The 19456-nt window shown below is 60.8% G+C and carries 25 protein-coding genes; 14 read left to right on the forward strand and 11 right to left on the reverse strand.

The genetic code is table 11. From position 1 onward, the window contains the following. Positions 1-4 precede the first annotated feature (4 nt). Entirely contained in the window at positions 5-283 is a 279-nt protein-coding gene (locus ROV93_RS05495) for a hypothetical protein (RefSeq protein ID WP_033835997.1), read from the reverse strand. Positions 284-377: 94 nt separating this feature from the next. On the opposite strand from ROV93_RS05495, the gene ROV93_RS05500 reads away from it, so the two are divergent. Continuing rightward, positions 378-623: a helix-turn-helix transcriptional regulator gene (locus ROV93_RS05500; protein WP_043033505.1), complete on the forward strand. Its 246-nt coding sequence runs from the start codon at positions 378-380 to the stop codon at positions 621-623. Positions 624-1591: 968 nt separating this feature from the next. On the opposite strand, the gene ROV93_RS05505 is transcribed toward ROV93_RS05500, so the two are convergent. Further along, positions 1592-2500 (reverse strand): DMT family transporter, encoded by a 909-nt coding sequence (locus ROV93_RS05505; protein ID WP_180890368.1) that lies wholly within the window; start codon positions 2498-2500, stop codon positions 1592-1594. Between the two features lie 97 nt (positions 2501-2597). Here ROV93_RS05505 and ROV93_RS05510 point away from each other — a divergent pair, with 97 nt between their 5' ends. From ROV93_RS05510 to ROV93_RS05530, 5 genes are all read left to right on the forward strand, one after another. Continuing rightward, the gene (locus ROV93_RS05510) at positions 2598-3401 is read left to right on the forward strand and encodes a helix-turn-helix transcriptional regulator (RefSeq protein WP_043033503.1); all 804 of its coding nucleotides are present in this window, start codon (positions 2598-2600) and stop codon (positions 3399-3401) included. A gap of 151 nt (positions 3402-3552) precedes the next feature. After that, a complete protein-coding gene (locus tag ROV93_RS05515; protein ID WP_049402761.1) occupies positions 3553-3843 on the forward strand; it encodes a hypothetical protein in 291 nt (96 codons plus the stop codon). A 519-nt stretch (positions 3844-4362) separates the two neighbouring features. Continuing rightward, the gene (locus tag ROV93_RS05520) at positions 4363-4872 is read left to right on the forward strand and encodes a lactoylglutathione lyase family protein (RefSeq protein ID WP_033836000.1); all 510 of its coding nucleotides are present in this window, start codon (positions 4363-4365) and stop codon (positions 4870-4872) included. Between the two features lie 177 nt (positions 4873-5049). Further along, positions 5050-5577, forward strand: coding sequence for an SRPBCC domain-containing protein (locus tag ROV93_RS05525; protein ID WP_223224789.1), 528 nt, complete (start codon positions 5050-5052; stop codon positions 5575-5577). Positions 5578-5629: 52 nt separating this feature from the next. After that, entirely contained in the window at positions 5630-6748 is a 1119-nt protein-coding gene (locus tag ROV93_RS05530; protein WP_312538702.1) for an NADH:flavin oxidoreductase/NADH oxidase, read from the forward strand. 215 nt (positions 6749-6963) lie between these two features. Here the strand turns inward: ROV93_RS05530 and ROV93_RS05535 are convergent, their stop codons facing one another. Further along, on the reverse strand, positions 6964-7317 hold the full coding sequence (locus ROV93_RS05535; RefSeq protein ID WP_043033501.1) for a hypothetical protein: 354 nt from the start codon (positions 7315-7317) through the stop codon (positions 6964-6966). A gap of 26 nt (positions 7318-7343) precedes the next feature. On the opposite strand from ROV93_RS05535, the gene ROV93_RS05540 reads away from it, so the two are divergent. Together ROV93_RS05540 and ROV93_RS05545 are read left to right on the forward strand one after the other, a co-directional pair. Continuing rightward, on the forward strand, positions 7344-7679 hold the full coding sequence (locus ROV93_RS05540; protein WP_043033500.1) for a hypothetical protein: 336 nt from the start codon (positions 7344-7346) through the stop codon (positions 7677-7679). 5 nt (positions 7680-7684) lie between these two features. Further along, entirely contained in the window at positions 7685-8308 is a 624-nt protein-coding gene (locus tag ROV93_RS05545; RefSeq protein WP_043033616.1) for a TetR/AcrR family transcriptional regulator, read from the forward strand. Positions 8309-8897: 589 nt separating this feature from the next. Here the strand turns inward: ROV93_RS05545 and ROV93_RS05550 are convergent. Then, a complete protein-coding gene (locus tag ROV93_RS05550) occupies positions 8898-9770 on the reverse strand; it encodes a hypothetical protein (RefSeq protein ID WP_312538703.1) in 873 nt (290 codons plus the stop codon). Positions 9771-9907: 137 nt separating this feature from the next. After that, positions 9908-10825, reverse strand: a complete 918-nt coding sequence (locus tag ROV93_RS05555; RefSeq protein ID WP_072167142.1) for an NAD(P)/FAD-dependent oxidoreductase — start codon at positions 10823-10825, stop codon at positions 9908-9910. A gap of 262 nt (positions 10826-11087) precedes the next feature. On the opposite strand from ROV93_RS05555, the gene ROV93_RS05560 reads away from it, so the two are divergent. The 3 genes from ROV93_RS05560 (at position 11088) to ROV93_RS05570 (ending at position 13129) form a co-directional block, all read left to right on the forward strand. Next, complete coding sequence (locus ROV93_RS05560) at positions 11088-11324, forward strand: hypothetical protein (RefSeq protein ID WP_049417377.1); 237 nt, start codon at positions 11088-11090, stop codon at positions 11322-11324. A gap of 289 nt (positions 11325-11613) precedes the next feature. Next, positions 11614-12756, forward strand: coding sequence for an ATP-binding protein (locus ROV93_RS05565; RefSeq protein ID WP_072167028.1), 1143 nt, complete (start codon positions 11614-11616; stop codon positions 12754-12756). Position 12757: 1 nt separating this feature from the next. Further along, positions 12758-13129, forward strand: a complete 372-nt coding sequence (locus ROV93_RS05570) for a response regulator (RefSeq protein WP_072167029.1) — start codon at positions 12758-12760, stop codon at positions 13127-13129. On the opposite strand, the gene ROV93_RS05575 is transcribed toward ROV93_RS05570, so the two are convergent. The 3 genes from ROV93_RS05575 to ROV93_RS05585 all read right to left on the reverse strand — a co-directional run bounded on the left by ROV93_RS05575 (position 13126) and on the right by ROV93_RS05585 (position 14830). Then, positions 13126-13602 (reverse strand): BLUF domain-containing protein, encoded by a 477-nt coding sequence (locus ROV93_RS05575; protein ID WP_072167143.1) that lies wholly within the window; start codon positions 13600-13602, stop codon positions 13126-13128. The genes ROV93_RS05570 and ROV93_RS05575 overlap by 4 nt on opposite strands. A 118-nt stretch (positions 13603-13720) precedes the next feature. After that, entirely contained in the window at positions 13721-14017 is a 297-nt protein-coding gene (locus ROV93_RS05580) for a hypothetical protein (RefSeq protein WP_176698766.1), read from the reverse strand. A 96-nt stretch (positions 14018-14113) separates the two neighbouring features. Further along, the gene (locus tag ROV93_RS05585) at positions 14114-14830 is read right to left on the reverse strand and encodes a hypothetical protein (protein WP_072167031.1); all 717 of its coding nucleotides are present in this window, start codon (positions 14828-14830) and stop codon (positions 14114-14116) included. A gap of 167 nt (positions 14831-14997) precedes the next feature. On the opposite strand from ROV93_RS05585, the gene ROV93_RS05590 reads away from it, so the two are divergent. Further along, positions 14998-15753, forward strand: a complete 756-nt coding sequence (locus ROV93_RS05590) for a tetratricopeptide repeat protein (RefSeq protein WP_072167032.1) — start codon at positions 14998-15000, stop codon at positions 15751-15753. A gap of 61 nt (positions 15754-15814) precedes the next feature. Here ROV93_RS05590 and ROV93_RS05595 read toward each other — a convergent pair whose 3' ends face one another. After that, on the reverse strand, positions 15815-16339 hold the full coding sequence (locus tag ROV93_RS05595; protein WP_072167033.1) for a transporter: 525 nt from the start codon (positions 16337-16339) through the stop codon (positions 15815-15817). A gap of 585 nt (positions 16340-16924) precedes the next feature. Here ROV93_RS05595 and ROV93_RS05600 point away from each other — a divergent pair. Both ROV93_RS05600 and ROV93_RS05605 read left to right on the forward strand, forming a co-directional pair. Continuing rightward, positions 16925-17281, forward strand: coding sequence for a hypothetical protein (locus ROV93_RS05600; protein ID WP_072167034.1), 357 nt, complete (start codon positions 16925-16927; stop codon positions 17279-17281). Continuing rightward, a complete protein-coding gene (locus ROV93_RS05605; protein ID WP_072167035.1) occupies positions 17282-17752 on the forward strand; it encodes a hypothetical protein in 471 nt (156 codons plus the stop codon). Positions 17753-17791: 39 nt separating this feature from the next. On the opposite strand, the gene ROV93_RS05610 is transcribed toward ROV93_RS05605, so the two are convergent. Both ROV93_RS05610 and ROV93_RS05615 read right to left on the reverse strand, forming a co-directional pair. After that, complete coding sequence (locus ROV93_RS05610; protein ID WP_072167036.1) at positions 17792-18418, reverse strand: nucleotidyltransferase family protein; 627 nt, start codon at positions 18416-18418, stop codon at positions 17792-17794. Beyond that, complete coding sequence (locus tag ROV93_RS05615; RefSeq protein ID WP_072167037.1) at positions 18394-19455, reverse strand: XdhC/CoxI family protein; 1062 nt, start codon at positions 19453-19455, stop codon at positions 18394-18396. The genes ROV93_RS05610 and ROV93_RS05615 overlap by 25 nt, the downstream gene beginning before the upstream one ends. Between the last annotated feature and the right edge of the window lies 1 nt (position 19456).

Here is a 19456-nt window from a genome sequence, read left to right on the forward strand (position 1 = left end):
AAATTCAGTCGCTTAGGCAGCTTTTGGCCCTGTACGTAATGATTCCCTGCCGACCCTCTTCAAGGTTCATCCCAGCGACTGCCCAGTTGAAGGCCGCTCTTTCGTGGGCATTGAGTTCCGCGTCGATAGCGTCAATTGACTGCCGGTATTGCTGCTGGGTTCCATTCGTAACCATCTTCTTGTCTGTCGGACCGCTGCAGGCAGCTAGCAGTGCTGATGCTGCCAGGATCAGTGTTGCTCTGCTTCTGGCCGCGGTGATGAAGCGGTATGGCTGTTCGCTCATGCGTCCCCCTGTCAATGAAGAAGACAGAATATCTGGTTTTTAGATATCGGAGAACTGGATATAGCTTTCTAGGCCGCTCAGCCAAGGCGCGGTCGTGTCGAAGTCCATCCATCGAAAAGAGTACGCTGCCCTCATTGAGGCTGTTCGCGAGGCGCGGCTAGCTGCCGGTCTGACCCAGGCCCAGGTGTCCAGCATGCTGGGCCGCAGCCAGTCATTCATCAGCGACGTCGAAACAGGCAAGAGAAGGGTTGATGTGGTGGAGCTGAGAGATATCGCCCGCCTGACAGGCCTTTCGCTGGGCAAGTTGATCACAAACTTTGAGAAGCGAATCAAAGACTAAAGCCCCTTAGGGTGTAGCGGTAGGTTCGCGCTTCTTGCCGGCCGGTCGGGACCAGGCGCACACGCCAGTGACAGACGGCCAACCGGATGGAAGGGGCACGCCCTGCCGGAAATCCGTGACGTAGATCGGCCTCGGCGTGCCGGGTCGAAACTTTAGGCTGTTTTGTGGAACCGTGGGGTCTGAACCCTCGTGTAGATCCGGGTGAAGCGACGTCTTTACAGTTGTTGATGTGAAGACATTTCTCCGGCCCACTCCACAGCAGCTCCACAGGTCGCTAAAGCGAACCCCTAAATGCCTCCGATGGGCTTGTCGCGGGGCCTATACCCTTTCGGCGCGACTGTCTGACGTGGAGGATTGCGCCCTACACAAGCTTCGAGACGCAAAGGCTATCGCTTGGCGGCGGCAGCGCAAGATGCGCAGCTGGGCCGCGAAGCATCCCCGGTTCCTACTGTTAGCCTTTCCGCTTTGGGGTGATCCCCGGTCATTCGCTGAGTTACCGGAACAGAAGCTTTGGCCGCGCATTCTTGGCGTTTTCGCGCTTGTTAGCCCCCATCATCGATGCGCTACAAGCCGATCCAGGAAGTGGCCAGTCACTAGTTCAATGGGCAGAAGTTGCTGGCGTATCCTCTCGGACTCCTGCAAGACGCTGGGTTGCCGCTACTGGCCTGGGATGTTGTGAGTGGCGCCAGAGGCTGAAGCTTGCTGCGTCCCTCCCTCTCCTCCAGAGCGACTGCAAAGTTGGTGATGTTGCCAAGCGGCTGGGCTATAGCGGCCCCTCCCCTTTTATTGCAATGTTTCGCCGACTAACCGGCATGTGCCCAACTCAGCTGAAGAGCGCTGTCTAGATGCAACTTCACCTTGAGGAGAGGGCCCTTTGAACCTGGCTAGCCGAAGAAGCGTTCCCCGAACAAGGAGAACGGGCCTCAAGCGGCCCGTTTTCATTTGAACTGCAGCTATGCAATTGTCTTTCAGCGCTTGGTCGAGGTGTCATCCACGACCATGACCTCGTCAGGCTTCTTGCGAGCTGCGTACTCCGCCAGTACCACACCAAATACTGCCATCAAACCGCCACCCACGACCCAGGTGCTCAGAGACTCTTTGAGGACCACCACCGCAAGCAATGCAGTGACGATCGGGACGAGATTGAAGAACCCGGCCACGCGAGCAGAGCCCAGCCGATGCGGGCCGGTCATCCATGCCAACGGTGCCATGATCGAAGCGCCGATTGCTGCGAATGCAATGCAGCCGATGGCTGCGCCACCCTGGACGCCAGTGCCTGCGACAAGGAAAAGAGGTAGCAGCAGGATCGTTGCAGACATGGCTTGAAGAAACAGGGATTCGATCAGCGTTACGGGAATGCGCCACTTGTGCATCAGCAAATTGTAGGTGGCAAAAGCCAAAGCGCCCAGCAGCATCAGGGCGTCACCTTTGTTGATTCCATGGGAAACCAAGGCTTCAAAGTCACCATGGGACACTACCGCTATCACCCCAACCAAGGAGATGATCGAACCAATCACTGCGCCACCGCGGACTGCGTGACCCATGAAGATGCGCGACAAGGCAAGAGCGATCAACGGGATGAGTGCCTGGATAACGCCCATGTTGGTCGCAGAAGTGAAATGTGCGGCGTAGTACGCCAGGCATTGGAACATGACACCGCCCAAAGCACCGAGCACGAGGAAGCGTGCCCAATTGGCTTTCAGGACCGCTAGGTTCGACTTCAGGCGCGGCAGGGCGAATGGGAGCAAGATGATGGCCGCAGCAAGCCATCGCCAGAAGCTAATATCGACCGGGCCGACGGTCCCTGCAGCGAGCTTTGTAACGATGGTGTTGGCGCCCCAGAGAAGGCAGGCCAGGAGGGGGAGCAGGTAGTACATGGCATCCTCAGATACTGGATATCAACAGCCAGTAGCGTAGACTTGGCGGAATTTCGTTACATCCATAATTTGCGCCAATCTTCATCTTGAATGCGACATGGCAATGGACCCCGTCCCCTCGTTCAGCTCCATCCCTGGAGACATCTACGTTCGGCAAGGGACTTTGCCTCCCTCCGACTGGGATGCTCGTGTGCATCCGTGGGGGCAGTTCAACTATGTTGCGCAGGGTGTCATGGAGTTACAGGTAGGCGAGGACTGGATGGTGTCCCCTACCCACTATGCGATATGGATTCCGCCTGGTGTTCACCACTCATCCCGAAACCGTGGTGCGGTTGCTTATCGATCCGCATACCTTTCGGTCGGCGCGTCGGCGCAGATGCCCAGCATTCCGACTGCGTTAGCGGTTAGCTCGTTGCTTAGGGAGATCTTGGACGAACTGGCCCGTCGTGACATCGGCGAGGCCGTTAAGCCAGAAGACCGGCGACTCTCCGCGGTCGCCCTTGACCTGATTCTGGCCGCGCCGGTGATGTCGAGCTTCCTGCCGCTGGCCAGCGGTGACGTGCTAAAGCGGATTCTGAGCTATGCCGAGACCTCCCTTCAGGACTCTCCGTCGGCACTTGAGGTCGCAGAGCGCCACCACATTAGTGTTCGATCACTTGAGCGCTTGGCAAAGCGCGAGCTAGGGATGGGGTTCGGAGAGTGGCGCAGTCGGCTTCGTTTTCTGAGGGCAATTGATGCCTTGGGTTCAGACCGATCAATTACGCAGATTGCAGACGATCTGGGCTATGCAAACTCAACGTCTTTCAGTGAGATGTTCAAGCGACACTCTGGCCGGACCCCAGACCAGTATAGAAGGGGCCTCAGTCCGCTCCAGCGAGAGGTGGAGCCCTCCTCCCGCTGAATCGAGGCAGGCCTCGAAGCTGTTGGGTCAACCATTTAGCTGGCCCAGACAGTGGCCATTCGGATCGATGGATCATCCAGAGGGTGTCAACCACCGGAGATCCACAGTCAACCACCTCAATTGCGTCTTGCCGAGCGAAGGATTCACGGGCGTGTCGCGGAATGACAGTGAATCCCAGCCCGAGCGATACCGGCTCAAGGATGAGCGCAACCTGATTGGTGAAGCCGTGTATAGGAAGCGCGCGTACGCCTGGATTTCCTGGGAACTTGCGGGCGAGAAGGCGGGTGGCCATAGCCTGGCCATCTGGATGATCAACGAAACCCAACTTTTGAAGATCCGCCCAGCTGTCCGCGCAGGCACCTCTCGGAACTACCAGCTCAAGCGCCTCCTCGGTGAAGGGCTCAGCCCGCAGCCGAGGGTCATCCGGCCGAAGTGCAAGTAGACCCACCTCGTACTTCTTCTCCAGTACCGCCGATAGGATTTCTGGGTCCGGCGAGAAGCGATGACGAATGATCAAGCCGGGATGGGTGCGCTGGAAGTCCAGCAACACCGGGTAAAGAGCAAGGCCAACACTCCCGGGGGTTATCAGCGCAAACTCCCCCTGATCGCTGTCCGCGCTCGCGAGCTTGGCTTGAAGCCGGCGATCGGCCGAATCCATCTCTTGGCAGTACTGCAATAGAGCCATTCCCGCCGGCGTCAGCTCAATAAATCGTGGTCTGCGCAGAAACAGGGCACCCAGCTGTTGCTCAAGATGACGTACATGCTGACTGACCGCAGCCTGGGTGAGCTGCAGCTGGCCTGCGGCCCTGGTAAAGCTCCCGACCTCTGCGATAGCCCGAAAGGATCGGAGCCAATGCTCATTCAGCATAAGAATATTTTATCAATCTGATAAAAATGGATCAGATCATGGTTGAGTTGCAGGGTCTAATCTTGCGGCTACCCCTCTCTTCAGTGGTGTGCCGTGCCTGCCCTACCCCCTCCCTACCCTCGCGCCTTCTCCCACATCGGCCTGTCTGTTACCGATCTCGATGCCGCGGTTTCCTTCTATACAGAAGTCTTGGGCTGGTACCTCGTCATGCCGCCGACCAGGATTGCTGAAGACGAAAGCGCAATTGGCGTGATGTGCACGGATGTGTTTGGGCCTGGATGGGGCAGCTTCCGCATTGCACATCTATCCACTGGTGACCGGGTTGGAGTCGAAATCTTCCAGTTCAATAACGCCGAGCGTCCCGCGAACAACTTCGAGTACTGGAAGTCGGGCGTCTTCCACTTCTGTATTCAGGATCCGGACGTTGAAGGCCTGGCCGCTCGGATTGTGGCAGCTGGTGGAAAGCAGCGAATGCCGGTTCGAGAGTACTTCCCAGGGGAGAAGCCCTATCGGATGGTTTACATGGAGGATCCGCTGGGCAACATCCTGGAGATCTACAGCCACAGCTACGAGCTTACGTATTCAGCTGGCGCGTACGTCTAGCTCCACGCACACCCTCAGCCAGCTTTCGACTGCCAGGCAGTCCTCGCCAAACTGAGACACGACGGTACGGAGCAAGTGTCTCGGCTGTAGAAGTCAGAGGTCTGCAAGTTAGAAGCTGGCGAACGTAATTTTAACGATTCATCGGCGAGCCGCGCCGCTAGCCCTAAGGAGCATATGATGAAAATGAACGGCATTCGTTGGCCGGAAGGCTACCTTCCTGGTTACACCGAAAACTTTGTCTCGAATGAGCTGATCGTCCTCGGCCTTGCCGCAGCTGATGTTTGGCCGTTGCTTGAAGAGCCACGTCTGTGGCCGACCTACTACGGAAATTCAGCCAATGTGCGCTTCCACGATGGCGCCGGCCCTCTGTTGCGAAACGGGGATCGATTCTACTTTGAAACCTTTGGCTTCCCCGTGGAGGCTCAATGCGTCGAGCATGAGGCTCCTACCTCCGAGGGTCCGGGCCGGATCGCTTGGCATGGCTGGGCCGGTGAGCCCGGGTCTGCCGATCGACTTGACGTTCATCATGCGTGGATTGTCGAAGACCTTGATGGTGGCCGAGTGCGGATCCTCACGCAGGAGACGCAGAAGGGACAGCCTGCAGAAGCCCTGCGTCTGGCCAAGCCGAATCCAATGATCAATGGTCACCAGGATTGGCTGGACGGCCTGGTGGAAGCAGCTCGAGCCGCCAAGTCAACGTCCTAAGCCGGAGTAAATCCCCGTGCTTGCTCCTCTTGCTCTCCCCAAAGCCCCGTTTATGTCTGCCCTGTTTAGCCCATTCGAGCTCAAAGGTGTCACTCTTAAGAATCGTATCGCGGTGCCGCCCATGTGCCAGTACAGTGCGGAGGACGGCCGTATCAACGATTGGCATCTCAGCCACTATGCCGCGCTTGCGCGCGGAGGCGCTGGGCTCGTGATTGTCGAGGCTACCGCCGTGTCTCCGGAAGGACGCATCACCCCGGGATGTGCTGGCCTGTGGGGTGATGAGCAAATTCCAGGAATGGCAGCCATCGCTTCTGCCATCAAGCAAGGCGGTGCCGTAGCTGGCATCCAGATCGGCCACGCAGGGCGCAAGGCTAGTGCAAATCGGCCATGGCAAGGCGATGACCACATCGCAGCCGATGATCCCGCAGGATGGGCGATCCTTGGTCCCTCGCCGATCGCCTTTGGCGGCTCGCTCGATAGAGTTCCCAACGAGATGACGGTTGAGGACATTCATCGCGTTCAAGCGGATTTCGTCGCTGCAGCCAAGCGTGCGCTTGCTGCAGGATTTGAATGGCTGGAGCTTCACTTCGCTCATGGCTATCTGGCGCAGAGCTTCTTCAGCCCCGACAGCAACAAGCGGGAGGATCGCTACGGTGGCGGTGCGGAGAACAGAGCACGCTTCCTGCTGGAGACATTGGCGGCCGTCCGTAAGGTTTGGCCCGAGCATCTGCCGCTGACCGCGCGCTTTGGAGTTGTGGAGTACAACTCGCGCGATGGCCAAGCACTGGTCGACTCCATTGAGATTGGCAAAGAAATGCGAGAGTTGGGGCTTGATCTGCTCAACGTGAGCATTGGCTTCAGTGCTCTTGGTGGCCGCGTCCCATGGGGTACACAGGCGTTCCTGGCACCCCTTGCTGAGCGATTTGCTAATGAAACTGGGCTTCCGGTGGCCACAGGTTGGTGCATCGATGATCCACAGACTGCCGAGCGCGTTGTAGCGGACTGTCAGGTTGACCTAGTGATGATCGGGCGGGCCCACCTATCCAATCCGCACTATCCGTACCAAATGGCCATTGCGCTTGGCCAGGAGCTCCCAGCCAGCGTGCTACCCACGCCTTACAGCTATTGGCTGAGCAGATACAAAGGCCCGGGCAAGGCGTCGGCTCAATAGGAGCGAGCCAGCCCCCTCCTCCATCGAGCAATAGGGGCAAATGATCTGGCTCCCATCGAGAATCCCTAACGCCATTGCAAGCTGCTACCCCGCCTCAACACAGGCGGGGACAGGCACCATTAAAGTTGCTCCGCCTTGTCCGCCAGGGGTCACCGAAGCGGCTGCGTGAGCGAGACGGGATGGGAGGTCTGACTAGGCGCCGAAGAAGACTCGAGCTAGCGAGAGGCACTTGGCCGACGCTGCCTTGCCGGCATGCTCAAGCGCGAGCGCTCCGCCGCCGACAAGATGACCATCAGCACAAAGGGGTTGGCTACCTGAATCATGACTACGGACGTCTCTGAGATTGCACCTTGCAGCAGGAGAATCATCGGAATAGTGAGTAGGGCATGGAACAACACTCCCGCACCAACCAAAAGGGCTAGTGCTCGATAGCTCATACGACCCGCGCCAAAGGATGTGTAGATCATCCAAGCGCAGAGGGGGATGAAGATGATGATCGCAGTTAGCGTTCCCGCGCCGTAGCCGACCCCGAGAATCAGCGGGATCACGTGGAAGACAACGTTGATCATGATGATGCTGTAGATCGCATAGCCCCTTGAGCCAGGGCAAGGCTGGAAAGATTGAAGGCGGCGATCGCCTGCCCTGGGTGAAGACGCGTGGTGAGGACAACTACGCGATCTCAGAGCAAATCGGCTGGCAGGTCCATGTCTATGGACGAGCCAGTACTGAACTAAAGGGCTGGTGCGACAGCCGCGGCATGGCTCTTCGCGAGTTTACCTGGCACGAAGAACATGGCCGCGCTGGACGTCAGCAGGACGCTGTCTACGTTCTGCGGCCTGACACTTGGGTGGGATTGGCACAGCCAACGCAGTCCCTAGACGAGCTGCAGCGCTATTGGGATTCCCGCATGGGCAAGAGATTGAGCACGTGAGCGAGATGCAACCTAAGTGGAGTCGTCGCAAGGAGGCGCGGCCGCTCGAGATTGTAGACGCTGCGGTAGATGTTTTCCTTGAGAACGGCTTTGCTGCCGCAAAGCTCTCTGATATCGCGAAGCGCGCACGAGTCGCGAAGGGCACGATCTACCTCTACTTTGAAACCAAGGAAGAGCTGTTTCGAGCCGCAGCGCGCCAGTTGATCTCCACAAATCTGGAAGGCCTTGAGACGGCACAGGCGACCTTCGACGGGTCGATTGAGGAGCTAATCCCGACGCTCCTCCAGCGAGCGGTCTCATCAGGTGGCGATGCCCGCTTGTCTGCAGCATTGCGAATGGTGCTATCGGAGAGCCGAATGTTTCCTGAGCTTGCGAGGATCTGGCATGACGAAGTTGCATCTCGCATGATCCGGCTGGTGGCAAGCGCTGTCGAGCGGGCGCAGGCCAAGGGGACCGTCCGCGCCGGCGACTCAAATCTCATGGCCTTTTCAATCATGGCTCCGATCGTAATGGGTGTGCTGTTCCACGAGCTGTTCGGGACCTCGAGTCCGCATGCACCTGCGCTGGACAAACTTGCGTCCCAGCATGCTTCAATGATCCTTCATGGCATCACTGTGGATGCGATGTAAGCCGCCCTCACGGAGTTGTTAAGGGTTAGGCCACATCTATCCCTCCATGATTGAGATCAGTTGTCCTAGCCCTGCGACTTCGAGGGTGATCGTCTGCCGGCCAGAAGCAGATTCAGCGCGGCACAATCCTAGCCAGCGCATGCGCCCAAGGCATTGCTACTTGAAGGATGGGCAGCCATTGGCAAGCCACCAGCAGGCTACCGTCCTTCGTCGCCCCATGCGCACCGTCACGCAGTTCGAGCAGGGCATCCGGCCCGGGTTAGTCGTCCATCCCGCTGCAGACGATCAGGTCGAAACGACCCGTCGGCCACTCCTGCAGTTTCTGGGCGCAGGCCGCCGGAAGCGATAGAACGTTGAGTGTCGGTCCGAGGGCTGGCGCACCTCGTAGCCGCTGCCTCGATATCCCCCCGAGAACCGCTGGCCGAACGCAAGCGTCAGCGCCTCCACGCTCAGCACCACGTTCCAGTTCCTTCGTGGCCCCACTTGCCGCTTCGCTTCCTGCGTTACGACGGCCAGCGCAACGGCCCCGATGACCGCGGACTGGTACCGGAGTTCAGGCACCACTCGCCGAGCTCCCGCGCGCCTGCGATCAGACGAAGACCTCATCGAGCAGGTCCCGCAGCGCGCCGTTCAGCCTCGGGTCGCCCTGTCCCTGCAAGGACAGGTACAGCGACAACGGGTCCACGACGGTGCCCGCGCCACCCAGGCGGGTGGAGTACGCCCAATGCTGCACGTCTGCATAGCCCTCGCCGGCCACGGGAAACCATTCCGGCTCCGGATGCCGACGGAAGCAGTCTCGTCCGATCGCAGCGATCGGACGCGATGGCGCCGCCAGTTCGGTGAGAACGGACAGGCCGGTTTCTCCCGCAGCACGACAATGATCGGCCAGCAGCATGTCCAAGCCACTTTTGCCGATGCAAGTGGTGCGCAGCACCGGCGAGCGCAGCCGCGGCAGCGCGACCGCCCACAAGGAGCGGCGCGCTTTCAAGAACCGTAGCTTCGTCTCCCGCCCCTCGCGCTGGGCGCTGACGAGGTTAGCCGCCACCAGTTCACGGGCGACCCGCGAGGCAGTCATGCGTGAGTAGCCTGCCTCGCGCGCCAGGTCGAGCGGCACCCACGGGACGCTGCCAGGGATGCCGCGCTCCTCCAAGTCGGGCCGCAACAGGGCCGCGATCAGAACCGCTTGTGCCGGATGGCTCAACCGCTCCCCAGCGGATGTGAGCACCCTTGGAGACGAATCGCGCTCGCGTAAGCTCATCAGGAAGCTCGGAGCGAACAGTTGGCTACCAGGCACAACGAAATCCACCCGAGACTCGATGAGCTTGGAGCGAATGTAGGGCGAAACGCCGGAGAGCACGAGAATGACCCTCAAGCCGGCCTTTTCCGCCAATCGATGCACCTGCGCGATCAGCCGCAAAGGTGGCAACGGTTCCGTCTGCGCCGGGACGGTGGCCAGCAGCACCCTGTGGCCGAGCAGGTCAAGCTCGGCCAGGCCGAATAGGGTGGCGAGGAAGTGGGGTAATGGACCTCCACCCTAACGAGGCGCCCATGGCAGCAAGGCGACGCCACCGTGAAGGCATGGCGAACGCCCGTGCTTGCTTAGTCAAGCAGCCCCAACAACGAGCGATGCGCCGCCACGCCAGCGAGCGCGCCTTCTCCGATGGCCAGGGCGATGTTGCCTGCGAACCGGGCTGCGTCCCCGCAGGCGAACACTCCTTCCACGGTGGTCTGCTTCGCCGAGTCCGTTGAAATGCAGCCAACAGATTCGGTTTCACACCCCAGTTGGTGTGCGATCGGGGAGCATAGTTTCGTTTCGGGGTGTAAAAAGAGGGCCCGTAGCTTTAGCCGGCGTCCGTCGACCAGGTCCGCCGTGGCTTCTCCAGAAACGCCGACCAACGGTGTTCGCTCCAAGGCCGCATCAATGCCGTTAAGCTGATTCTCCAGAGCGTTCAATGCCTGCTCCGTCCGATCTCCCCGGTGGAAGATCATGATTTTCCCCCATTGCTGCAATGCCTTGGCATGCGCCAACGCATCGTCGTCTGCGGCGACCAGAAGCCCAAGCGACCCTCCGCAGATCTCGTAGCCGTGGCAGTAAGGGCAATGGAGGACGCTCTTTCCCCAGCGCTCTTCCAAGCCGGGGATTTCCGGGAGCTGGTCCACGACCCCGTGGGCCAGCACCAATCGATGTGCGGACACTGTTCTCCCAGAGGCACAGGTGACCTTGAATCCGGTCCGGGCAGAGCCCTGCGCACCCACCGCCTCGGCGGCGATCCAGCGCACGCGGCTGTAGGCTTGAAGTTGCCGCCGAGCGGTTGTCAAAAGATCGGCCGGGGCGCATCCATCCCAACCGAGGCAGCCATGGGCTCGGCTGGCGGCGCGGTTCCTTGGCAGCCCATGATCAATGATCACCACTGATCGACAGGCCCGAGCAAGCTGAAGCGCGGCGGACATCCCAGCGAAACTTCCACCGATCACGACGGCGTCTACAGGATTGGGAGCAACGGCGTCGTTTGTCATGGGCATCCATCTGAGGGAAAGAGTCGTTCCAGGTGACCCTATCTGACGCCTACACCGTCGGCCGCCCGTGTAGAACGAGTGGCGACGGAGCGAAAAGGGATTTCACGGCGTCGGACGCGCAGCTCACCTTCGCTCCCTCTCCCACTGGGTTCGCAGAAAACTGGTGAGCGCAGAGTAGAGCCGGCGTGAGAACGGGACCCCAACTTGGAGACCAGACGCAATGCGATGGCTCTTAGTGTGGGATGCAGGAGGGCAACCCCACATGAGTACCCGTCTCGAAATTGATTTGATGATCGCTCAGCTTGAGGAGAAGCTACCGGAATGGGCAGCGCTCTACTCCGAGGAGCAGTTTCTCCGGATGCTCGCTGAAGCATTGAGCTACATCGCGGTCAGCGCAGACCCCGACGCTCGGACGCACTGCGTGATGCGCACGGGGTGCTTGGACCCAAGCAGTAGCGAAGCATACTGGGGACGGCAATACGGTCGACACGAGTCCTGACCCCACATTCGGCACATTCGCTTGTCCTTGATCCGGCGTGGCTCGTCCTGAATGCTCTCCAGCGCTACGCCAACTTGATACCCCAGCGTCATCAATCTTTGTTCCATGACCTGCATCGCTCGCGTCCCGCCCACCATCACCCATCCTTGCTGAACAAGCCACATCGTCTGCATTAGCGAGTCTCGACGGCTCAACGCAGCGGATGTGAAGGTTTCGTAACGCCCAAACGGTGGGCCCTTCCTACACTGCCCCACCTGTCGCCTCCGGTGGCTCGCCACGAGGATGACCCATGATCAGCCAGCAACGCTCTACAGATGCTCTTAGCGATGAGTCCAGGCAGTTCAGCCTTCTGGTGAACTCGGTCACGGACTACGCGATTTATATGCTGGACACCGCCGGCTTCATCCGGACGTGGAACACCGGAGGGCAGCGGATCAAGGGCTATACCGCAGCTGATGTTGTAGGGTCCCACTTCTCTAGGTTCTATCTTCCAGAGGAGGCGGAAGCGGGGTTTCCACAACGCAATTTGCGCGTTGCCGCTGAAGAAGGACGATACGTCTGCGAAGGCTGGCGCTTGCGCCAAGATGGAACGCCGTTCCGCGCGAGCGTGGTCATTGACCCTATTTGGGTCGACGGTGATCTCGTCGGATTCGCCAAGATCACGCGTGACATTACCGAACTCCATCAGGCTCAAGAGCAACTGCTTGATGCGCAGCGCGAACTGTTTCAAGCGCAAAAGATGGAAGCGATTGGCAAGTTCACGCTGGGGTTGGCGCACGACTTCAACAACCTACTCACGATCATCGCCAACTGTCTGGACATGGTCAGTATCCACGTGGATAACCCTGCAGCCGCGGCGCTCATTGACACCGCCCAGCGTGCGGGCGAACGGGGAACACTATTGACGCGTCAGCTGCTGACCTTTGGCAAGGGGCAGACCCTGGTCCCGGAGAAGGTCCGGCTGGGAAGGCTTCTGCATGAGTTCGAGGGCATGCTTAAACGCGCGGCTGGCGACCACGTTGACGTGGCCATCCAATTGCCCGACGAAGATGTGGAGATTGAGCTTGATAAGGCCCAGCTGGAGGCCGCCATCCTGAACTTGGTATGCAACAGCCGCGATGCCATGCCTCAGGGTGGACAGATCACTGTGTCAGCGGCAATTCGCTCTCTGCAGAGCCCATCCACCCCCATGAATGGCCCGCTAGATTACGCCTGCATCACGGTCTGCGACGATGGCGAGGGCATTCCCAAGGAAGTGCAGGAACGGGTTTTCGAGCCGTTCTTCACCACCAAGTCCATCGGCAAAGGAAGTGGATTGGGGCTAAGCCAAGTATTTGGGTTCACGAGCCAGTCGGGGGGCTACACCGAATTGATCAGCGAAGTCGGGAAAGGAACCCGGGTTAGTCTTTTTTTCCCTATTCGAGTCCATTGAAATGCCGATCCATGTTCTTTTCGTAGAAGATGAAGAAGATCTCCGCGCAGTGGTTGCCGACGCCCTCAGTGCCCAGGGTTTCGATGTCACCACCGCCAGCACGGGAATTGAGGCAATTGCACACCTTCGCGGCGAGGGGAAGTTCACCATCGTTGTGACGGACTACAGCATGCCAGGCTCTGCGACCGGCTTGGACGTGGCGGTTGAAGCGGCTTTGTCCCAACCGCTGGCGAAGGTAGTGATTTCGTCAGGGCTTCAGCGGTCTCAGTTGCCAGTGCTTCCTGAAAACGTCCGTTTTCTTCCCAAGCCCTACCGATTTCGCCAGCTCACCACGGCCATTCATGAGCAAGTGGATTGCCGCCGGGGGACCTAGGATGAGTGCCGCACGCCGTAGCTTCCGTCAAGCGCAGCGCCTCGGGAGACCAACAGGAGCAACCGATCCATCGCTGTCGCGTTCATGGCCTCGCCGTCGCCTCGCCTCTTGAATCCGGCCCAATCGCCGAGCGCGGTTGAAGTCAGCTCGCTTGGCTCTACGGGGAGCCATTTCATCGGCCAGAACGGAAGCCGGCGATCGGAGACCGCGCTTCTCTGCAGCTCCAGGACATGATGGTGGCTAGAGGCTCCAAGGACGCGCGAATATGCAACATCTAGCCCGTCTGACGGCCCTTCCAAGTATTGAAGGAAGCGCTCGCCGTCAAAAAGAAGAATGCCGCTGACGCCGGCGTCTCGATTGAAGCGGGCTGCGTCGTCCACGAGATCGTCCAGCTTGCTCCCCCGCAACCCTAGCTTGTCTCCCATCAGAGCATTCGAAGCTTCGCTGACATACACCACCGCCCTAATGGGCATCGCGCGCTCCCTCTCCATATGGTCGATGCACGTTAGCAAATATGAATGATGTAGCTCTCTCGATTGTTCCAAAGTGAGATGCCGATCCTGACATGTTCAGGAATGTGCGCGCCAGTCGCTACGCCACGTCACGCTCTGAAGCCAGCAAATGCAGCAACGATGGCGTCGTCAACGCTATCGAACCACGGACATGCCCAACACCGGTCAGTTTTATGTGCTTGCGCTGGTCCCTGTCCGGGATGAGCACGGCAACATCGTCCATGTGCGACAAATCTCTATGCGTTGCACAGCCTGCGGCGGGATTACCGACCTCAGCGGGGATGTCCTGGGAAAGATACCCGGCGGCACAGTTCTGACTTGCAATCATTGCGGCGCGCGCCAAGCCGTCAGCAATGCTCGGCTCGATGAATGTCATCACGTGTTGCCGAACGAGCCGGCTCGCCGCAATGACCAGTGAGAGCCGATGATCGGGGCAAACAGCGGCATTGCGGCTGTCAGCGATAACGAGCCCTTATCGCGACTGAACTGGTTTGGCAGGCAGAACGGATTTTTGCGCAATCTCCAGCCTACTCACGTCGTCCACTGGCATAAGAACTGCAGCTTTCTGTACCGGGTCCCAAAGTACATAGCTATCACCCAAACGCCCCACTAGGCCCAGGCCGCCTTGCACCTTCTCATCAATAGTCACATTGACCGTGTACTTGCTGCCGCCAGAAGTAATCGCCTTGGCGCGCTCGAAGCCAAGCCAGTTTGACGAGATCGGGACATAGACAATCATCACGAGCGCATAGACCAGCCACGGCGAGTCCTTCACGGTGGCCGGCAACACTGGGGACAGGCGTACTGCCACTGCACATATGCCCGTCAGCGCCACACCTATCAAAACGGGCCAGGCATTGGTCCACCAAAGCAAGGCACCCATTCCAACAAGACAAAGAGCCAGGGTCAGCCACATCAGCAGATTGGCTTGGGACGGCGTCGCTGTCACCTTCCCCTCAACCCACCCTCCAAACAGCAGCGCAATCAGAATAAGGAACAACACCATGCCGATCCCCGCAAGCCCTGCCAGTGCAAGCTCACTCACCGCAACAAACTGAAAAGGATCCAGGCCGAAGTGACCCCAGTAAGCCTTCAGATAGAAAGCCCCTTGCACCAAGCCAAACGTAACCAGCGCCGAACCCCACCCAGCAACATCGGCCATGGTTAGCGTCTTCTGCGTACGTTCCATGTATCCCCTTCCGTCAATGCAGCCCCGCCACATAGTGGCATGCAGCGCTCGACCCTGCAGAACTCATCCTATTAACGTGACGCGTCACGCTCGATCGCTGCCACTCCATTGGCGCCCTACCCCTCCCCGACTATAGTTCCACCCCTCACAAGGACGAGGCGGCACACATGCCCTATATCGGAATCGGACTCCACGTACTGGCGGCCATCTACTTCGCGGTGCACGCCATCCGCTCGGGGCAGAGCCTCTACTGGCTCATCCTGCTCTTCTCGTTCCCGCTGCTCGGCAGCGTCGTCTACTTCCTGGCGATCTACTTCCCTGAAGTCCGCCACTCGCGCGGCGCCCGGCAGGTCGTCCGCTCCGCCAAGCAGCTCATGGACCCGGGCCAGGACCTTCGCAACGCCCGTGCCGAACTGGCGCGCACGCCCACCGTGCAGAATCGGGTTCGGCTGGGCATGACGCTGCTGGATGCCGGCCAGGCCGAGGAAGCCAGAACCCTGCTTGAGCAGGCAGCCAGCTCGCCGCTGGGCGACGACCCCTACATCCTGACCGGCCTTGCCCGTGCCCGCCTCGAATCCGGGCACGCTGCGCTTGCGGTGGAGACGCTGGACGGCCTGTTCGCCCGCCACCCGGATGTGCGCCGCAAGCCGGAACAGACCCTGCTGTACGCGCAGGCACTGGCAGCTACCCAGGCGCCCGGCACTCGCGCCGCGTTCGAGCGCGCCGTGGAATGCGGGAACGACGCGGCCGCCCGCTGCCTCTACGCCGAATGGCTGATGGCGCAGCCGCAACCCGACGATCGCGAGCAAGCCCGCAGCCTGTTCGCCAGCATCATCGACGATGCCCAGCACTGGTCGCGCCACGCGCGCAGCCACAATGCCGCATGGCTGGAGCGAACCAAGGCGGCGTTGAAGGGCCACTGACGACCCGGCAGCAGGTGGCGGGCTCGAACACCTGCACTTCCAGGGAACTATCGCAGCGGGCCTAGCGCGAGCCCGGCCTGGGGAAGAGCAGCTTGGGGGTTCCGATAAACAGCAGCCATGCCCCCAGGGCCGCTGCGTAGGCGAGCACCGTTCCCACAAGGAATGTGCCGAATAGGCTGCCGGTGAACACCTGATACAGCCCTTTGCCGCGACCTGCAGCGCTGCCTCCAACAGTCAGCACGATGACCGGCAGCATGATCATTCCGCTGCAGAGGATCAGGGAGAACGCGCCCAGCAACCAGCGCTTGAGTGGCGGGTTCCATGGCATGGGATAGCCTGCGAGCAGTCGCCTCATCCAAAGAAACAGTACTGGAAAGGCGATCAGGTACATCAATGCCACATACAACCAGGTTCGAGAATCAGCGCTGCCCGCCTCGAAGATGGCTCGCGGGTATACCCCTGTGCGATAGAGCGTTTCTGCGCTTGCCGCCAGCGCCGCGCTAATGATCATCGCAGGCTTGAACAGGCGCGACACCTTGCCCCATTGCGCGTTGCGTAGTTGCTGCCCGTCAGTCATGCCAGACATGAAAACCTTTTTGGGCGGATGCGTCCATGAGGTACCAAGGGGCATTGTGCAGATGATTCGCCACATGGTGACATGCAGCGCCTTATTTCGCAGATTTCACGTATTAACGTGACGCGTCACACGCAATCGGAAGCGCATTGCTGGACAGGCATGTCGCATCTGCCTTGCTCACAGCCCCACCGGGCGGATGCCGACAGCGCGCAGAGCTGCACCACCGACATGGCCGATAGCGTTGCAGCGCAAGGCTCCAGCTTGGTTTCGTCGTATGCAACGATTCTGAAAATGTTGAAAGTAGTGACGTCATCAGCCCTACTGCATTGGCATCGCGCACAACCGGGCGTATTCCTTGCCGTGCCACCTTGAACAGGTGGCCGGGATTCGAAACCCCGGTTCTACGCTGAAGTAAACGCTTGCCAGCCGGCATCACCCATCAGGTGGTGCCGGCTGGCAATCCGTCGGCCTGCTATGGCGGGCGGTGCGTGGAGGCCTTGCGCCTGCCGGTTTAGCGTAGACCGGGTTTCGAACCTCGCATCGTCCGCCACCTTTATCGGTGGCGGCTTCTGCATGCACGCAAGGAGCCCCGCCATGACCCAGCCCCACTCCCCTGCCCCGCACCCGATCCACGACGCGCCTGCGAATGGCCCTGCGCTGGACCCGAACACCCTCATCGCCCTGCTGCACAGCATCGGCTCTGGCGTCGCCTCCGATGGTCAGCCCTGGCCGGAGCGCCACCAGATGCCGGGCCGGCGCATTGCCTTGGCGGATACCGATTGCTCGCTGGCCGGGCTTCGCGTGGTGTTGGAGATCCTGCTGGCCGCGCAGCGTGCCCGCGAGAACGGCGAGCTGGAGCAATACGTCGGCCCGCGCGTGATGGAGGGGCTGATCATGGCCGGAATCGGCCTTACCGCACACGCCAGTACCCGACTGCATCCGGAGGGCTGAGTGGCCTGGTGGCGCTGGGCGGCCACCGCGCTCTGTCTTGTGGTGGTGGTTGCGGCACAGACGCAGTGGCTGGCACCGCCCAAGCCCTCGCCTATCGGTTTCCACAGCATCCCCGGCGATCGCTTTCTGCAGTTGCGCCGCCAAGCCATGCAGTTCGTGGAGGATCGGCCACTACAGGGCTTCCAGTTCGTTGAGCGGCGCCGAGATGCCGAGTTCCAGGTTCATTGCCGAGGCATACCCGTGCTGTGGCTGGAGAGGCGCTCGCAACATCTGCTGTTGCAGGTCTCATTGGACGCGAAGCAGCGGGCGCCTGCCGTTATGCGGTTGCGGGCGCTCCTCGAATGGCAGTTGGAGCCGTTGGATTACCTGGAGCAGGTACTGGCTGACGTGCCGGAACCTGTTCTGTTGGATCGGGTGCTGCAGATGTTCGGGGGAGAGGTGCCTGAGGGCGCGCGATGTGGCCCACACTAGTCACCTGCGCGACAGGCATTGGCCCAGTGATCATGCGGGTCACCTCCCGGCATCGATCCAGCCCGCATCGCGCGCACGTGCAAGATCTTCTGGCGTATCGATATCCAGGCCCAGTGCCGGTGCCTTTAGGACATGCACCGTATCGGCAGGAAGTTGCCGCAGGCGCGCTCCGAAGCCGCGGTCACCGCTTGCACCCACTTGATTGAACCATGCGTGCGGCACTACTGCAGGAATGCCAAGCGCGCCTCCATGACGGGTGCCAGCGCACCCTGACGCCGAGGCGCGGGCACCCGAAAGCAGCGCCTGCAGATGGGAGCGCTCGATTGCGGGCTGGTCGCATGCCACGACCATCACCGCAGTCACCGTGGGCAGCAGGTGTGCGCTGGCAACCTGCAGGCTGCTCGCCAGGCCGCGTTCCCAGTGCTGGTTGGTTACCGGGGTGGCATCCAGGCCGGCAATGCTGGATGTCACGGCCTGTGCGTTCGCGCCCACCACGACCAGGACCTGCGCTGGCGCGAGCTCGCGCGCCAACCGCACCACGCGATGTACCAGGGTCTCGCCCTGCCGGGTCAGAAGCTGCTTGGGCTGGCCAAGTCGGGTGCTCCCGCCGGCAGCCAGCACGACGACCGCATGCGCGTCGGTCACCTGCCGTGCGCGCTTCGCCATTGCTGCAGCTGCGCGGCGATGCTGAGCGAAATCGCCTCTGGCCCTCGGCCGCCGATGTCCAGGCCGACAGGTGATCGAAGTCTCGGGGAAAGGCGGTGGCGCTGATCCGGTGTCAGCAGCTTGAACAGGTCCTCGCGCCTTCGCCGCGGACCCAGCAGTCCAATGAACATAACTTTGGTATCAGCCAGGGCCACCAGCGCCTCCCGGTCCAGTTCGAAATCGTGATGCATCACCAGTGCCGCGTCGCACGGGTCACCATGAAGGGCCTCTGCAGGGTTGGTCTGAAGATGCACATCGGCGTACTGCCCGGCTGAGGCCCAGCGCGCTCGCCGTTCGGCCACGCTGACCCGCCACCCCAGGCCCCGCAGCAACGGAACCAGGAAGGGCGTTTCCGGACCGCCCCCCAACACCACGGCCCGCGGAAGCCGGGGCAACGGCAAATGCCATGCGCCCTCGCCAAAGGGCTGCGTACCCTCCATCGGATGCAGCTGCCACGCCTGCTCGCGATGGCCGGCGCGGAAAACGACCTGGCCCGACGTACGAAGGTCGCGCTGGAGTGACACACCCTCGCGCAACCAAGCCTCGATCACGTCGTCGATGCCGGCCATGGCACGCAATGGCAGGAGCGCAATCCGCAGCCGGCCGCGGCACCCGAGCGCAGACCCACTCAACAGGTCGTCGTCACTGCGGGTGTCGATCTCGATCCAGTCGACCCGCCCTGCCGCGCTCACCTGCTCCGCGCGACGCGCGAGCGCGGGTTCCAGGCATCCGCCGCTCAGCCAGGCGACCTGGCCGCCGTTGCAGAACAGCACCATGTCGCCGGCACCGGCGTAAGTGGAGCCATCGGTTTCCAGCACCAGCGCGAGCACGGCGTGCTCCCCCGCGCGCACACGCGTCAAGGCCGCCTCGAGTACGCCGCGCGGGCTGCCTTCGGCGAGGAAGCCCGGCGCTGCCGACAGGTGCTCGGCAAGATCTCCGGGCTCCCCTCCGCCTGCGGCGGAGGCCTCCAGAGTGGGCGAGGCTGCGGGTCGGTCCATG

Origin of the sequence: Stenotrophomonas maltophilia group sp. msm4 (genome assembly GCF_032025605.1) — a bacterium.
GTDB classification, from domain to species: Bacteria; Pseudomonadota; Gammaproteobacteria; order Xanthomonadales; family Xanthomonadaceae; genus Stenotrophomonas; species Stenotrophomonas sepilia.

Coding starts and splice junctions, on each gene's coding strand:
- ROV93_RS05585 (WP_072167031.1), bottom strand. CDS start 14,830: ATGGAACGTACGCAGAAGACGCTAACCATGGCCGATGTTGCTGGGTGG.
- ROV93_RS05600 (WP_072167034.1), top strand. CDS start 16,925: ATGACCCAGCCCCACTCCCCTGCCCCGCACCCGATCCACGACGCGCCT.
- ROV93_RS05615 (WP_072167037.1), bottom strand. CDS start 19,455: ATGGACCGACCCGCAGCCTCGCCCACTCTGGAGGCCTCCGCCGCAGGC.
- ROV93_RS05555 (WP_072167142.1), bottom strand. CDS start 10,825: ATGACAAACGACGCCGTTGCTCCCAATCCTGTAGACGCCGTCGTGATC.
- ROV93_RS05560 (WP_049417377.1), top strand. CDS start 11,088: ATGAGTACCCGTCTCGAAATTGATTTGATGATCGCTCAGCTTGAGGAG.
- ROV93_RS05545 (WP_043033616.1), top strand. CDS start 7,685: ATGCAACCTAAGTGGAGTCGTCGCAAGGAGGCGCGGCCGCTCGAGATT.
- ROV93_RS05570 (WP_072167029.1), top strand. CDS start 12,758: ATGCCGATCCATGTTCTTTTCGTAGAAGATGAAGAAGATCTCCGCGCA.
- ROV93_RS05510 (WP_043033503.1), top strand. CDS start 2,598: ATGGCAATGGACCCCGTCCCCTCGTTCAGCTCCATCCCTGGAGACATC.
- ROV93_RS05505 (WP_180890368.1), bottom strand. CDS start 2,500: ATGTACTACCTGCTCCCCCTCCTGGCCTGCCTTCTCTGGGGCGCCAAC.
- ROV93_RS05610 (WP_072167036.1), bottom strand. CDS start 18,418: ATGGCGAAGCGCGCACGGCAGGTGACCGACGCGCATGCGGTCGTCGTG.
- ROV93_RS05590 (WP_072167032.1), top strand. CDS start 14,998: ATGCCCTATATCGGAATCGGACTCCACGTACTGGCGGCCATCTACTTC.
- ROV93_RS05495 (WP_033835997.1), bottom strand. CDS start 283: ATGAGCGAACAGCCATACCGCTTCATCACCGCGGCCAGAAGCAGAGCA.
- ROV93_RS05580 (WP_176698766.1), bottom strand. CDS start 14,017: ATGACATTCATCGAGCCGAGCATTGCTGACGGCTTGGCGCGCGCCGCA.
- ROV93_RS05595 (WP_072167033.1), bottom strand. CDS start 16,339: ATGTCTGGCATGACTGACGGGCAGCAACTACGCAACGCGCAATGGGGC.
- ROV93_RS05525 (WP_223224789.1), top strand. CDS start 5,050: ATGAAAATGAACGGCATTCGTTGGCCGGAAGGCTACCTTCCTGGTTAC.
- ROV93_RS05575 (WP_072167143.1), bottom strand. CDS start 13,602: ATGCCCATTAGGGCGGTGGTGTATGTCAGCGAAGCTTCGAATGCTCTG.
- ROV93_RS05535 (WP_043033501.1), bottom strand. CDS start 7,317: ATGATCAACGTTGTCTTCCACGTGATCCCGCTGATTCTCGGGGTCGGC.
- ROV93_RS05530 (WP_312538702.1), top strand. CDS start 5,630: ATGTCTGCCCTGTTTAGCCCATTCGAGCTCAAAGGTGTCACTCTTAAG.
- ROV93_RS05565 (WP_072167028.1), top strand. CDS start 11,614: ATGATCAGCCAGCAACGCTCTACAGATGCTCTTAGCGATGAGTCCAGG.